At 67.3% G+C, this 15,846-nt stretch carries 4 protein-coding genes and 1 pseudogene; all 5 read left to right on the top strand.

Annotated elements, in window-relative coordinates; translation table 11 throughout:
- The first annotated feature begins 75 nt into the window (after positions 1-75).
- A complete protein-coding gene (locus ACCQ09_RS18175) occupies positions 76-870 on the top strand; it encodes a DsbC family protein (RefSeq protein WP_012439251.1) in 795 nt (264 codons plus the stop codon).
- 330 nt (positions 871-1,200) lie between these two features.
- Positions 1,201-5,247: a phosphoribosylformylglycinamidine synthase gene (purL, locus tag ACCQ09_RS18170; RefSeq protein WP_228427841.1), complete on the top strand. Its 4,047-nt coding sequence runs from the start codon at positions 1,201-1,203 to the stop codon at positions 5,245-5,247.
- Between the two features lie 861 nt (positions 5,248-6,108).
- Positions 6,109-6,213, top strand: a pseudogene (locus tag ACCQ09_RS18165) (serine protease); the annotation flags it as partial.
- Positions 6,214-6,745: 532 nt separating this feature from the next.
- Positions 6,746-13,801 carry an ESPR-type extended signal peptide-containing protein gene (locus ACCQ09_RS18160; RefSeq protein WP_228427842.1) on the top strand — a complete coding sequence of 2,352 codons (7,056 nt, stop codon included), beginning with the start codon at positions 6,746-6,748 and terminating at the stop codon, positions 13,799-13,801.
- Between the two features lie 158 nt (positions 13,802-13,959).
- Positions 13,960-15,843 carry a S8 family peptidase gene (locus ACCQ09_RS18155; RefSeq protein WP_040942390.1) on the top strand — a complete coding sequence of 628 codons (1,884 nt, stop codon included), beginning with the start codon at positions 13,960-13,962 and terminating at the stop codon, positions 15,841-15,843.
- The last annotated feature ends 3 nt before the right edge of the window (positions 15,844-15,846 follow it).

Here is a 15,846-nt window from a genome sequence, read left to right as displayed (position 1 = left end):
GCGGTCCAGCGAACGCGGCCAAGCTTCATCCGCGCTGTGCGAGAATCGCGCCATCCCACTGCACTGGATGCGTGAATGTATCGTCTTGCCATCGCCGCATTGCTCGGCGCGATCAGCCTTACCGCCTGCGCGCAGTCTTCGCAGCCGGCCGCGAGCAACACCGCCGCCAAGCCTGCCGCCGCACCGGCCTCGGGCAATGTGGACCAGCGCGTGGGCGCCGCGCTCAAGGCGCTGGACCCGGACTTCAAGCCGGACTACATCGGCGCGGCCCCGTTCCCGGGCTTCCGCGAAGTGGTCGTCGGCGGGCAGGTGCTGTACGTCAGCGATGACGGCCGGTACCTGATCCAGGCGCAGCCGTTCGACATCCAGAACAAGCAGTTCGCCGCCAGCGAGGGCCTGCTGGCCTACCGCCGCAAGCAGCTGCAGACCGTTCCCAAGGCTGACCGCATCGTGTTCGCGCCGGCCAACCCGAAGTACACCGTGACGGTGTTCACCGATGTGGAATGCGGCTACTGCCGCAAGCTGCACAGCGAGATCGGTGAACTCAACAAGCAGGGCATCGCGGTGGAATACCTGGCCTTCCCGCGCATGGGCCTGGGCAGCCAGGACCACAAGGAAATGATCGCGGTGTGGTGCGCAGCCGACCGCAAGCAGGCGCTCACTGCGGCCAAGTCCGGCCAGCCGGTCAACGCCAAGGACTGCAAGAACCCGGTGTCGATGGAGTACACCCTGGGCCAGCGCCTGGGCGTCAACGGCACCCCGGCGATCTTCGCGCCCGACGGCACCCAGCTGGGTGGCTACCTGCCGCCGGCACAGCTGCGCGAAGCGCTGGAAAAGCGCGCGGTCACCACGGCGGGCGGCAGCCGCTAAGGCGGCCATGCCGGGCCAGGCCCGGTAGCGCACGACCGCGGTCTCTGGCCGCGGGACATCAACGAAGGCCGGGATGCATGAGTGTCCCGGCCTTTGTGCTGTCTGGGCTGCACGCATGCGCACTTGCCCGCTGCGTGTTGTGTAGGGCATGGGCTGAGGCCAGGTTGAGACCAAGCTCGCCTGGCCGGCCACAGCAGGCCGCAGCGACGGGTCTACAGAAGCTCCGCAGCCCGCCTGATCGGCCGGAACGCGGCAAAGGCGCCCGGTCGGCGCCGGCCGGCCAACCTCCGTTACAATAATCGGCCCCGTTTCTGACACGGTTCCCCGGACATGATGGTCCTCGAGGGCGCTTCCGCCCTTTCGCCGTTCCGCCGCGCTCGGCTCGAAACCCGCCTGCAAACGCTCGTCCCCGCGCTGCGTCTCACTGGCGCCTGGCACGTGTACTTCATCCGTGCCGATGCCGGGCGCACGCCCGACCAGGCCACCTTGCAGCGCATCCTGCAGGCCGAGCCGGCGCCTGCGCCGCGCGATGAGGCTGCCTCTTCGCGCTACGTGGTGCCACGGCTCGGCACGCTGTCGCCGTGGTCGAGCAAGGCCACCGAGCTGATGCGCGGAGCCGGGCAGCCGATCCAGCGCGTGGAGCGCGGCACCCGGATCGATCTGGCCGGGTGGCCGGAAGGCGAGGCCGATCAGGCCGCGGTGGCCAAGCTGTTGCACGACCCGATGACGCAATCGTTGCTCGGCTCGGCCGCAGCGGCCGAAGCGCTGTTCAACGTGCCCGATCCCGGCCAGCTGGAACGCATCCCGCTGGATGCGCTGGAACAGGCCAATGGCGATCTGGGCCTGGCACTGGCGCAGGACGAGATCGACTACCTGCGCGAGCGCTTTGCCGCGCTCGGCCGCGACCCGGCCGACGTCGAACTGATGATGTTCGCGCAGGCCAACTCCGAGCACTGCCGGCACAAGATCTTCAACGCCAGCTGGACCATCGACGGCAAGCCGCAGGAGCGCTCGCTGTTCCGGATGATCAAGCACACCCACCAGCAGACCCCGCAGCACACCTTGTCGGCCTATAGCGACAACGCGGCGGTGGTGGAAGGCGTGCCGGCGGCGCGGTTCCGCCCCGATCCGGCCACCGGCGAATACCGCAGCGAAGCGGTGGTGCCCTCGGCCTTCGCCATCAAGGTGGAAACCCATAACCATCCCACCGCGATTGCGCCGTTCCCGGGCGCGGCCACCGGTGCCGGCGGCGAGATCCGCGACGAAGGTGCCACTGGCCGCGGTGGCAAGCCCAAGGCCGGCCTGACCGGGTTTTCGGTGTCGCATCTGCGCATCCCGACCTTGCCGCAGCCGTGGGAAGCGCCGCGCGCGCTGAATCCGCGCATGGCGCCGGCGCTGGACATCATGCTCGACGGCCCGCTCGGCGGCGCGGCATTCAACAACGAGTTCGGCCGGCCGAACCTGCTTGGCTACTTCCGCAGTTTTGAGCTGGCCGAAGGCCAGGGCCTGACCCGCGCCTACGACAAGCCGATCATGCTGGCCGGCGGCCTGGGCGCGATCGACCGCAACCAGGTCGAAAAGCTGCGCCTGCAACCGGGCGATGCGGTGATCGTGCTGGGTGGCCCGGCGATGCTGATCGGTCTGGGCGGCGGCGCCGCCAGTTCGGTGGCCGCCGGTGACAGCGCCGAGGCGCTGGACTTTGCCAGCGTGCAGCGCGAGAACCCGGAGATGGAACGCCGCTGCCAGGAGGTCATCGACCACTGCGTGGCACTGGGCACCGATAACCCGATCCGCTGGTTCCACGACGTGGGCGCCGGTGGCCTGTCCAACGCGATCCCCGAGTTGCTGCACGACTCCGGCGTGGGCGGAGTGATCGACCTGGCCAGGGTGCCGAGCGACGACCCGTCGCTGTCGCCGCTGGAGTTGTGGTGCAACGAATCGCAGGAACGCTACGTGCTCGGCGTACCACAGGCGCGCCTGGATGAATTCGCCGCGATCTGCGCACGCCAACGCTGCCCGTTCGCCGCCGTCGGCGTGGCCACGGCCGAGGAACGGCTGGTGGTGGGGTATGGCGTTTTTGACGCAGCGAATCGGGAATCGGGAATCGGGAATCGCAACAGCGCGTTGCCGGCTGCCGACGCCGCGTCTGCCCATTCCCTATTCCCCACTCCCGATTCTCCGCTCCCGATCAACCTGCCCATGGACGTGCTGTTCGGCAAGGCGCCGAAAATGCACCGCGATGCGGTGCATCCGGCGGCGCCGCAGTGGCCGGTGCTGCAGACCGGGGTGCTGGATCTGCAGGAGGCCGGGTTGCGCGTGTTGGCGCATCCGACCGTGGCGTCCAAGAGCTTTCTGGTCACCATCGGCGATCGCAGCGTGGGCGGGCTGACCGCGCGCGAGCAGATGATCGGGCCGTGGCAGCTGCCGTTGGCCGATTGCGCAATCACGCTGGCCGGGTTCGAGACCTTCGATGGCGAAGCGATGTCGATCGGCGAGCGCACGCCGTTGGCGCTGCTGAACGCCGCGGCCTCGGCGCGCATGGCGGTAGGCGAAGCGATCACCAACCTGTGTGCGGCGCCGGTGCAGACGCTGGACAGCATCAAGCTTTCCGCCAACTGGATGGCTGCCGCCGGACACGCCGGCGAAGACGCCTTGCTGTACGACGCGGTGCGTGCGGTTGGCATGGAACTGTGCCCCGCGCTGGAGCTCAGCATCCCGGTGGGCAAGGACTCGCTGTCGATGCAGGCGCAGTGGCAGGTCGGGAATGGAGAATCGGGAATCGGGAATGGTGAAACGCCAGCACCGTCCGCTTCTGCCATTCCCGATTCCCGACTCCCGACTCCCGGTGGAACGCTGAAAAGCGTTTCACCGGTGTCGTTGATCATCAGTGCATTCGCGCCGGTCAGCGATGTGCGTACGCAGCTCACTCCGTTGCTGCAGCGCGAGGATGAGAGCGAGCTGTGGTTGATCGGCCTGGGTGGCGGCAAGCAGCGTCTGGGTGGGTCGGTGCTGGCACAGGTGTATGCCGATGACAGTGCGTTGCCGGCCTTCGGTGGTGAAACACCGGATCTGGATGACCCGCAGCGGCTGCGCCAGTTCTTTGAACTGATCCGCGATGCACGCGAGGGTGGGTTGTTGCTGGCGTATCACGATCGCAGCGATGGCGGTGCGTTTGCCGCGCTGTGCGAAATGGCGTTTGCCTCGCGCCAGGGCCTGGATATCACGCTCGATGCCTGGGGCGATGATGCCTTCCGCAGCCTGTTCAACGAGGAATTGGGCGCGGTGGTGCAGATCGCCAATGAAGACCGCGCCGCGTTTGCCGATCTGGTTGAGCGGCATGCACTGACCGAATGCGCGCAACGCATCGCACGCCCCACCGGCACGCCGCGCGTGCGTGTCAGCGGCCAGGGCCGGGTGTTGGCCGAATGGCGCTGGGAAGCGTTGTTCGATGCGTGGTGGTCGGTGACGCACGCCATGCAGAAGTTGCGCGACAACCCGGACAGTGCCGACGAGGAACGCGCGGTGGCCCGCAACTTCCAGGCGCCGGGGTTGCGCCCGAAGCTGGTGTTCGACCCGTCCGAGGATGTGGCCGCGCCATTCGTGGCGACCGGTGCACGGCCGAAGGTGGCGATCCTGCGCGAGCAGGGCGTCAACGGCCAGATCGAGATGGCCTACAACTTCGAGCGTGCCGGGTTCCGTGCGTTCGACGTGCACATGAGCGACCTGATCGAAGGCCGCGTGGACCTGGCGCAGTTCGCAGGGTTTGCGGCTTGCGGCGGCTTCAGCTACGGCGATGTGCTGGGCGCCGGCCGCGGGTGGGCCACCTCGATCCGGGAGCGTGCGGCACTGCGCGATGCGTTCGCCGCGTTCTTTGCGCGCAGCGATACCTTTGCGCTGGGCGTGTGCAACGGTTGCCAGATGCTGAGCCAGCTCAAGGACATCATTCCCGGTGCCGAGCACTGGCCGCGCTTCCTGCGCAACCGCAGCGAGCAGTTCGAAGCACGCACGGCGCTGCTGGAAGTGGTGGAATCGCCGTCGATCCTGCTGCGGGGCATGGCCGGTTCGCGTATTCCGGTGGCAGTGGCGCATGGCGAAGGCCGCGCCGAATTCGACACGGCGGTGGATCAGGCCGCGGCGCGCGTGGCACTGCGCTTCATCGACGGTGACGGCGCGGTGGCTAGTCAGTACCCGCTCAATCCGAACGGGTCGCCCGACGGCATCACCGGCCTGACCAGCACCGATGGGCGCGCCACCATCTTGATGCCGCATCCGGAGCGCACGCCGCGCTCGGTCAATCTGAGCTGGCATCCGGCGGGCTGGGGCGAGGACTCGCCGTGGCTGCGCATGTTCCGCAATGCGCGGGTGTGGTGTGGTTGAGTGATGTGACGCGGCATCGGGTGATGCCGCGTTGAGAGCGTCAACGAACGGCCGTGTGCAGCAATGCACACGGCCGTTGTTGTTTGGGTGATCGGATCGCACGAAAGCTGCGCGCCCGTCGCTGCAATGCGCGCTGATGCCGCCGCAGTTGGCGAGCATCGGCTGTGGGGGGGCGGGGCGCGTACCGCCGAGCTGGCGGGCACCGATTGGACGCGGACGCTACGCCAACATCCACGGGAGAGGAGGCTCTCCCAGCGTGGCATCGCAATGTTGTTGGCCCGAATCAGGCTCACATGGATGCAGCGGTGCTGGATGAGCGGCGCCTACCAAGGATTGGGTGCGATTTGGCTGCTGCACGTCAGCTGCGCAGATGCAGGGGGGGGCTGAGTCAGTGCCCTGCACCTGCTCAATCCAGCGTGGCCGGTGGTCGCGTGTCTGCATCGCATGTTTCTAGAATCTAAAGAAATACCTGTTTTCTATTAACTTAAATGCTGATTGGTATTTATAAAAAAATAATATATTTGCATGCGTGAAGTTAATCTCATCCGGATCTCGCTTTCAAATGGATTCTGTCGGCGTTGCGAGTTATAAAATTTCTGCCATATTTTTTCGGCATATCTATCTTTTTGCTGCTTTGCGCTGTCTATTCCGTCGACAAAAGGTGGGCGATTGCGTTTCACTAAACCCTAAGGGCGGCTTGAGCTCACGGGCGTGGTGATTGTTTTCTTCATGCCGGACCAATCGCAGTCAGGCCTCAATGAAGCAAACTGAGTTGAATGACGGTCGTGAGCGGCGCGTTTATGGCGGAATGGGTCGCATGCCTGCACGTTGAAAATACGCGGGCGATCGGCACCGTTGCTCGGCACCAGCCAGACCGTGCGCCTCAGCGCGCCGCGTGCCGGCACCTACATCGTCAAACTCGATGGCGCCAGCTTCGACGGGGTCAGCCTGCTCGCGCGTCAGTGATCCGACACGCCGTGCTGCGCAACGCGCACGGCGACGATTTGTTGGCGCCCGCGACGCATCCGGGCCCGGCTGATTCCGGCAGCGGCCAACGCGGGGAGCGTTGGCCGCCGGCCTGACCGGTTTCCTGCCCATTTTTTGCGCAACCAAGCCTGCTGGCGTCCTGCCAGCGGGTTTTTTTGTCTTGCCCGGACACGCCTATTCAGCGTGGCGGCGTGCGGCATGGCGTGACCTAGGTGGCTGTTTTCCAAAGATTTATCGAAAAACTAATAAAACCAGCCTGAAGCGTGACGTCTATCACTCTTATGCACGTGGCGTGTCAAAAACTTGACGCCCGATTTGAGCGCTGTTAACACTTCGCCCAGTTCTATGGTTGGGTAGCGTTCATTTTTTGACTATCCCAAGGTGCGGGGAATTCCGCGCACCGCCACCCGGCCCATGGCGCCAGTAACCACAGGGGGATCGCATTGGCTGGAAGGCTTCTGCGGTGGTGGGGAATCGCTAAAAACCAGTCCACTTCAGGAGCAGGACGTCGATGAATCGGATTTATCGCAAGGTCTGGAACAAATCGTTGGGTGTGTGGGCCGTGGCATCGGAATTGGCCAGCGGCGACAGCCCGGGAAGCGTGGCATCGGCCGCGCTGATTGACCGCCGTCAGGGACTCTCCCTGGCCGCCGCGATCGCCCTGGCGCTGGGTAGCGCCGGCATCGCCATTCCCCTTTCCGCCAGTGCGCAGTCGGTTGAAGTTGGCCGCGGCGCGTCGGCACCTGCCGCCCATGCCACCGCGATCGGTGCAGGCAGCAACGCCAGCGCCACCGGCGCGGTGGCCACCGGCGCCGATAGCAGCGCCAGTGGCGTCAACAGCAGCGCGATCGGCCGCCAGACCAACGCCATCGGCGAAAACGCAGTGGCCATTGGCTACAACAGTTTCGTGCGCCAGGCCGGCGAAAACGGGGTGGCACTCGGCGCCAATGCCGGCGTGACCGGCGCCAATTCGGTGGCGCTGGGCGCCGGTTCGCGCACCCACGAAGACGACGTGGTGTCGGTCGGTAGCGGCAATGGCCGCGGCGGCCCGGCCACGCGCCGCATCACCAACGTGTCCGCCGGTGTCAACGCCAACGACGCGGTCAACGTGGCGCAGCTGCAGGCCGTGTCCGAGGTGGCCGAAGACACCGCCACGTTCTTCAAGGCACAGCCGGGCGACGACAGCATCGGCGCATATGCCGATGGTGCTGGTGCGGTGGCTGCCGGCGATGCCGCCAACGCCTTCGGCAGCGGCGCGCTCGCCGTGGGCAGCGGCGCCAATGCACTGGCCGACAATGCCACCGCCATGGGTGCGAACGCGCTTGCGGTGGGGCAGAACAGCGCCGCATTCGGCTACAACGCGCAGGCCAACGGGCCGGGCAGCGTGGCGGTGGGCGGAGCCGCCGTGGACGAAGACGGCAACCCGCTGATCACCAATGGCGGTGTGCCGGTTGACACCGGTGCCACCAGCGCCGGCGTGGGCGGCACCGCGGTGGGCGCCAGCGCCAGCGCGGATGGTTTCGCCGCCTCGTCGTATGGCGTGGGCGCTTACGCGGCCGGCGCGCAGTCGTCGGCATTCGGCGCGGTGTCCAACGCCACCGGCGACTACTCCACGGCCGTGGGCACGCAGACCAGCGCCAGCGGCACCAGCAGCACCGCCGTCGGCGGCCCGGTGGATCTGATTCCGGGGCTAGGGTTCTTCGTGCAGACCCAGGCCAGTGGCGAAGCCGCCAGCGCGCTTGGCGCCGGCGCAATTGCCTCGGGCACCTACACCACGGCGGTCGGCACGCTCAGCGAAGCCTCGGGCACTGAAGCCACTGCAGTGGGTTACTTCGCTTACGCACCGGGCGAAGGCGCCACCGCGGTGGGCCCGGAGTCGTGGGCCAGCGGTGAACTCAGCACCGCGCTCGGGTATTACAGCACCGCACGCGGCGCGAACTCGGTGGCCTTGGGCGCCAACTCGGTGGCCACGCGCGCCGATACGGTGTCAGTGGGCGCAGCCGGTGCGGAGCGCCAGATCACCAGCGTCGCCGCCGGCACCGAAGGCACCGATGCGGTGAATCTCAACCAGCTCACCGCGGTGTCCGACGTTGCATCCGCCACTGCGCGTTCGTTTGTCGCCACCGGCGACGGCGCTGCGATTGCAGAAGGCGTCGACAGCGTTGCGGCCGGTTCCAACGCTGCAGCGTTCAACGATTACAGCACCGCGCTGGGTTCCAGCAGCGTGGCATCGGCGCAGGGCGCAACCGCAGTTGGCAGTGGCGCCAATGCCACCACCGATAACGCCACGGCAGTCGGTTTCAACAGCACCGCAGTCGCGGAAAACACCACCGCGCTCGGCGGCAACAGCAGTGCCTCGGGTGATGGCAGCACCGCCGTGGGCGGTGCAACCCGGGCCACCGCCAGCGGCGCGACTGCGCTCGGTTACGAGAGCATCGCCAATGGCGCGGACTCCACTGCACTGGGCGTGGGTAGCGTGGCGTTCGGCGGCACCAGCACCGCTGTGGGTGGTGCAAGCGTGGCGTTCGGTACCGACAGCGCTGCTTTCGGTGCCAATGCCGCTGCAGGTGGCACTGCATCCACCGCGATCGGCGCAAACAGCAATGCCTTCGGCGAGCGCACCGTTGCACTGGGCGGTGCCAGCAATGCATCGGGCGACGAGAGCATTGCGCTCGGCGTGAGCAGCCTGGCCTCTGCGCTGGGCACCACGGCGGTCGGCAGCAACGCCAATGCCAGCATTGCCAATGCCACTGCGGTCGGTTTCAACAGCAGTGCCGGCGACGACTATGCCACCGCACTCGGCGGCGACAGCAACGCATCCGGCTATTTCAGCACCGCCGTGGGCGGCACCAGCATCGCCAATGGGCGTGGTGCAACGGCGATCGGTTACGAAAGCATCGGCAATGGAGCGGCATCGACCGCGCTGGGTTTTGCCAGTGTGGCGTGGGGTGAGGGTGGTACCGCCATCGGCACCGAAAGCGTGGCCTACGGTGACGACAGCACCGCGCTGGGCGCGAATGCGTATGCAGCCGACACTGGCTCGATTGCCGTTGGCACCTACGCAAACGCGTACGGCCCACGTGCGATTTCGCTCGGTGGCCAATCCAATGCGGCTGGCGATGAGAGTATCGCGCTGGGCTGGGAAGCGCAGGCTGAAGGCGACCAGGGTATTGCGCTGGGCGCGGGCAGCCAAGCCGATGCGTACTCCACGGCCATCGGCGGCTACGCCACCGCCAGTGGCGCCTCTGCCACGGCAGTGGGGAACAACAGCCGTGCCGTTGATGGCTACGCCACCGCGCTGGGTAGCGACAGCATGGCATCGGGAAATTTCAGCACGACCGTGGGCGGCGCCAGCGTCGCCAGTGGGCGCGGAGCAACGGCGATCGGTGCTGAAAGTGTGGCGCGAATGGATCGCGACACCGCGATCGGCACCGAAAGTGTGGCCGATGGTGGCGACAGCACGGCGTTGGGCGCAAATGCGCGGGCAAGCTATGATTCGTCAGTGGCGCTGGGCGCCAATGCGAACTCAAGCAACTACTATTCGGTCGCCCTTGGCACTTACGCCGTTGCGACGGGTGGAAGCGCCACGTCGATTGGCGGCCAGTCCTATGCGCCTGGTAACGAGAGCGTCGCCTTGGGCTGGCAATCCAACGCCTCGGGCACGCGGAGCGTCAGCCTCGGCAGCGGTGCGTATACGCCTGCCGACGACGGCGTTGCGTTGGGTGCAGGTTCGATCGCCGATCGCGACAACACGGTGTCGGTAGGCAGCGTGGGGAGCGAACGGCAGATCACCAACGTGGCCGCCGGTACCGAAGGCACCGATGCGGTGAACCTGGACCAGCTCAACGCCGTGGCCGGCACTGCCGAGACCACCGCGCGTCTGTATGCGGGCACCGGTGACGGCACCGCGTTCGCACAGGGCGAAGACGCCACGGCTGCCGGCTCCAATGCCACCGCTGATGCCGACTACAGCAGCGCATTCGGCGCCAGCAGCCAGGCAACTGCGATAGGCGCGGTCGCCATCGGCAGCGGTGCCAGCGCCACGGCGCAGTACGCCAATGCGTCCGGCTATAACGCCGCCGCCAGCGGCTACGGCAGCGTGTCGACCGGCGCTTTCAGCCAGGCCAGCGGTGATTACGGCGTGGCCCTGGGCGGCGAAAGCGAAGCTTCCGGTGCGCAGAGCACGGCAGTGGGCGCAGCGGTAGGGGCGTCCGGTGATGGTGCATTTGCCGGTGGTGCGCTGAGCGTGGCCGAAGGCACCGAAAGCACTGCACTGGGCTATTTCGCCAGTGCCACGGGCGAGTCCGCCACGGCGGTCGGTGCAGAGAGCGTGGCCGATGGCACCAGCGCGGCCGCATTCGGCTTTGGCGCCGAAGCCACCTCCAACTACTCCACCGCGTTGGGTGGCTATTCCACCGCCAGCGGTTTCAACAGCACCGCGCTGGGTAACTTCAGCACCGCCAGCGGCTCCAGCAGCGTGGCCGTCGGTGGCGATGCCACTGCCTCCGGTGCGTACAGCATCGCAGCCGGCCAGGCCAGCGTTGCCAGCGGCTACAACAGCGTGGCGGTGGGTGGCGCCTTGCTCGGCCTGTTGCCGACCGAGGCCTCCGGCGACTTCTCCACCGCGCTGGGCGGCGCGGCGTGGGCTCCGGGCTTGAACAGCACCGCGCTTGGTAACTTCGCCGAATCCACCGGCGAAAGCAGCGTGGCACTGGGTGCCGATTCGGTCGCCGATCGCGACTTTGCGGTGTCGGTGGGCAGTGCCGGCAACGAGCGCCAGATCACCAATGTCGCGGCCGGTACGCAAGGCACCGATGCGGTGAATCTGGACCAACTTACCGCGGTGGCCGAAACCGCGCAGGGCACCAGCAAGTACTTCAAGGCCAGCGGCAGCGACGACAGCGACGCCGGTGCCTACATCGAAGGCGACAACGCGCTGGCCGCCGGCGAAGGTGCCAATGCCAGCAGCGATAACAGCACCGCCGTGGGTGCAGGTGCGCAGGCGGTTGCCGAGAACGCAACCGCAGTCGGCATGGATGCGCTGGCCAGCGGCATCGGCGCCGCAGCGTTGGGTAACAACGCCCAGGCATTGGGCGAAAACAGCAGCGCGGTGGGCAGCAACGCGCTGGCCAGCGATATCGGTGCCACCGCCAACGGTGCCGGCGCGCAGGCCATTTCGACCTACGCCACCGCACTGGGTAGCGAAGCAGTGGCCTCGGACAACCAGGCCACGGCGGTCGGCTTCCGCAGCGCTGCGTCCAACGTGGGCAGTGCCGCCTTCGGTGGCTACAGCGAATCCAGCGGCCGCCTGTCGTCGGCACTGGGCTACGGCGCAGTGGCGTCCAGCGACTACAGCACCGCAGTGGGTGCCGCGTCGCTGGCCTCCGGCGCCAGCGCGGTGGCCGTGGGTGAATTCAGCGAAGCCACCGGCGATGAAAGCGTGGCGGTGGGCGGCAGCACGTTCTTCGGTTTCATCCCGGCACGTGCGTCGGGCACCGGTGCAGCGGCCTTCGGTGGCGGTGCATGGGCCACGGCCGATTACACCACCGCGATCGGCTGGAATTCCTATGCCGACGGCGTCAACGCCAGTGCATTGGGCCAGAGCGCCGCTGCATTGGCCGATAACGCGCTGGCGATCGGCGGCAACAGCCGCGCCGATGCGATTGGTGCAAGCGTGGTCGGCGTGGATGCGTCGGCCACCGGCATCAACAGCACCGGCGTCGGCCGCCAGGTCAACGTAATCGGCGAAAACGCGGTCTCGGTGGGCTACAACTCGTTCGTGCGCGAGAGCGCGGTCAACGGTGTTGCGCTCGGTGCCAATGCCGGTGCCACCGGCGCCGATTCGGTGGCATTGGGCTCCGGCTCGCGCACTTACGAAGCCAACACGGTGTCGGTCGGTAGCGGCAATGGCCGCGGCGGCCCGGCAACGCGTCGCATCGTCAATGTCAGCGACGGCGAAGTCGCCACCGATGCGGTCAACAAGGGCCAGCTGGATGCATTGGCGGCCGATGTGCAGACCACCAGCGGCATGGTGCAGACCACCGGCGAGGGCGTGGCCCGTGCAACGGGCGATCGCGCCACCGCCGCCGGTGCCGGTGCCACCGCCAGCGGTGCACGCAGCGTGGCGGTAGCCGCAGGCAGCACTGCCTCGGCCACCGGCGCCAGCGCGATGGGTGTGGACAGTAGCGCCAGCGGCGTGAACAGCACGGCGATGGGGCGGCAGACCAACTCCATTGGCGAGAACGGCGTTGCGCTGGGTTACAACTCCTTTGTGCGCCAGAGCGGCGCCAACGCCGTCGCCCTCGGTGCCAATGCGGGTGCCAGCGGCGCCGACTCGGTGGCGCTGGGTTCCGGTTCGCGCACCTATGAAGCCAACGTGGTGTCGGTGGGCAGCGGCAACGGCCGCGGTGGCCCGGCGACGCGTCGCATCGTCAATGTGGGTGCCGGTGCGATTGCCGATGCCAGCAGCGATGCGATCAACGGCGGCCAGTTCTTCCAGTCGCTCAGCAATACCGCCAGCTTCCTCGGCGGTGGTGCGGCGATCGGCGCGCAAGGCGTGTTCGTTGCGCCGACCTACGTCATCCAGGGTGCCAGCTACAACAACGTCGGTGCCGCATTGACCGCGTTGGACAGCAAGGTCACCGAGCTGGATGCACGTGGCGGCACCGCAACGGCTACCGCTGCACGCACGGTTTCGCTGCGCACTGCAGCGTTTCCGGCGGTGGCTGCATCAGCGACGGTCGCGAGCAGCGATGTCACTGACAGCAGCGCAAGCGTGCAGGGCACGCCGACCGCTGCGGTCGTTGGCACGGCCACGCCGGCAGCCACCTCGACGGCAGTTGGCAACGCCGCTGTGGCCAACCACATCACCGGCACCGCGATTGGTGGCAGCGCGTATGCGCACGGCCCCAACGACACCGCGATTGGCAGCAATGCACGCGTCAATGCCGATGGCAGCACCGCAGTGGGTGCCAACACGCAGATTGCTGCGGTGGCGACCAATGCTGTGGCGATGGGCGAAGGCGCGCAGGTGAGTGCGGCCTCGGGCACGGCGATCGGGCAGGGTGCCCGCGCCAGTGCGCAGGGTGCGGTGGCACTCGGCCAGGGCTCGGTTGCCGACCGTGCCAACACGGTCTCGGTGGGCAGCGTGGGCGGTGAGCGTCAGGTGGCCAATGTGGCTGCCGGTACGCGCGCCACCGATGCGGTCAACAAGGGCCAGTTGGATAGCGGCGTCGCCGCAGCCAACAGCTACACCGACAGCCGTTACAGCGCGATGGCCGACAGCTTCGAAACCTATCAGGGCGATATCGAAGACCGCCTGCGCCGGCAGAACCGTCGCCTCGACCGTCAGGGCGCAATGGGCTCGGCGATGTTGAACATGTCCGCCAGCGTGGCCGGTATTGCCTCGCAAAACCGCCTCGGTGCCGGTGTCGGTTTCCAGAACGGCGAGTCGGCGTTGTCGGTGGGTTATCAGCGGGCAATCAGCCCGCGCGCCACGGTGACCATCGGTGGCGCATTGAGCGGCGACGACAGCTCGATCGGCGTAGGTGCCGGTTTCGGTTGGTAACGCACGGTTGAAAACAGCGACGGCGCCGTCGTGCGCCGTCGCGACAGAGCAAGGCCTGAGGGGGCGGGCGAGGACCGTGGCTTGGCCGGCCAACGGATTCGCAGGGAGTGATGGCCGTACTGACGCCTGATCCACGAAAAACTGAAGAGGACTTCACCGTGATCGACAAGAATTTCCGTCTCAACCCGCTGACTGGCGCCATCTTGATGATGGCCCTGGGTGCTTCGGGCACCCTCGTTGCTGCCCCCGCGTTGCAGGTCAAGGAACCGACCCAAGCCGCGCCGGCCGCCAGCGATTTCAGCAGCCGGTTGATCGTGCGTTACAAGGACGGCACGGCCGCCGCGAGCGATCGCAGCAGCAAGCTGGGCGTGGTGCAATCGGCCGTGGGCCGTGCCGCACCGGTGACCGGTGCGCGTGCTGGCGCCACCGCCGCCAAGGCGACCTACCTGCGCAAGCTGGGCATTGGCTCGGACCTGATCAAACTGTCCGGCACGCTGACCGCCGCACAGGTGGACAAGGTGGTGGTCGAGCTGAAGAACGACCCGTCCGTGGCCGAGGTGCAGATCGACCGCATGCTGCGTCCGGTCGAGATCAAGAAGAGCGTTGCGGCGACCGACGTGAGCCCGCAGCTGGTCCCCAACGACCCGCTGTATGCGCAGTACCAGTGGCACCTGAGCAACCCCAACGGCGGCATCAACGCGCCGGCCGCATGGGACCTCTCGCAAGGTGCCGGCGTGGTGGTGGCGGTGCTGGATACCGGCATCCTGCCGGGCCATCCGGACTTCGCCGGCAACCTGTTGCAGGGCTATGACTTCATCACCGACGCCGAAGTCTCGCGTCGCCCCACCGACGCCCGCGTCCCGGGCGCGCTGGACTACGGTGACTGGGAAGAGGCCGATAACGTCTGCTACGACGGGTCGGTCGCCCAGGAAAGCTCCTGGCACGGCACCCATGTCTCGGGCACCGTGGCCGAGGCAACCAATAACGGTGTGGGCATGGCGGGCGTGGCGCCGAAGGCCACCATCCTGCCGGTGCGCGTGCTCGGCCGCTGCGGCGGCTACACCTCCGACATCGCCGATGCGATCGTGTGGGCCTCCGGCGGTACGGTCGATGGCGTCCCCGCCAACACCAACCCGGCCGAAGTGATCAACATGAGCCTGGGCGGCGGCGAGCCCTGCGATCCGGCCACCCAGGTCGCGATCAACGGCGCGGTGTCGCGCGGCACCACCGTGGTGGTGGCGGCCGGCAACAGCGGCGAAGATGCGGCCAACCATTCACCGGCGAGCTGCAACAACACCATCACCGTCGGCGCCACCCGCATCACCGGCGGCATCACCTACTACTCCAACTACGGCAGCAAGGTGGACCTGTCCGGTCCCGGCGGCGGCGGCAGCGTGGACGGCAACCCGGGTGGTTACATCTGGCAGGCCGGCTACGACGGCGCCACCACCCCAACCTCCGGTAGCTATAGCTACATGGGTATGGGCGGCACCTCGATGGCGTCCCCGCACGTGGCCGGCGTCGTGGCCCTGGTGCAGAGCGCGTCGATCGGCCTGGGCGATGGCCCGCTGACCCCGGCGGCGATGGAAGCCCTGCTCAAGCAGGCCAGCCGCCGCTTCCCGGTGACCCCGCCGACCAGCACCCCGATCGGCAGCGGCATCGTCGACGCCAAGGCCGCGCTGGAAGCGGTATTGGTGGAGCCGTGCGACCCGGACACCGAGACCTGCGCGCCGGCCGCCATTGCCCTGACCAACAAGGCGCCGCTGACCGGCCTGAGCGGTGAGTACAACAGCTCCACGTTGTACAGCTTCGAAGCCAAGGCCGGTGCGGTGCTGAGCTTCATGACCTACGGCGGCACCGGTAACGTGTCGGTCTACGTGAGCTTCGAAGCCGAGCCCACCGCAACCGATTACGACGCCAAGTCCACCCGTCCGGGCAACAGCGAAACGGTGCGCTTCACCGCACCCAAGGCTGGTACCTACTACATCAAGCTGGTGGGTGCAGGGGACTACGCGAAGCTGACGCTCGTCGCGCGACAGTAATCG

This window comes from Xanthomonas sp. NCPPB 2586 (assembly GCF_041475775.2).
Classification (GTDB): Bacteria; Pseudomonadota; Gammaproteobacteria; order Xanthomonadales; family Xanthomonadaceae; genus Xanthomonas; species Xanthomonas campestris.
This window is presented reverse-complemented; position numbering and strand designations above follow the sequence as displayed.

Coding starts and splice junctions, on each gene's coding strand:
- purL (WP_228427841.1), top strand. CDS start 1,201: ATGATGGTCCTCGAGGGCGCTTCCGCCCTTTCGCCGTTCCGCCGCGCT.
- ACCQ09_RS18160 (WP_228427842.1), top strand. CDS start 6,746: ATGAATCGGATTTATCGCAAGGTCTGGAACAAATCGTTGGGTGTGTGG.
- ACCQ09_RS18175 (WP_012439251.1), top strand. CDS start 76: ATGTATCGTCTTGCCATCGCCGCATTGCTCGGCGCGATCAGCCTTACC.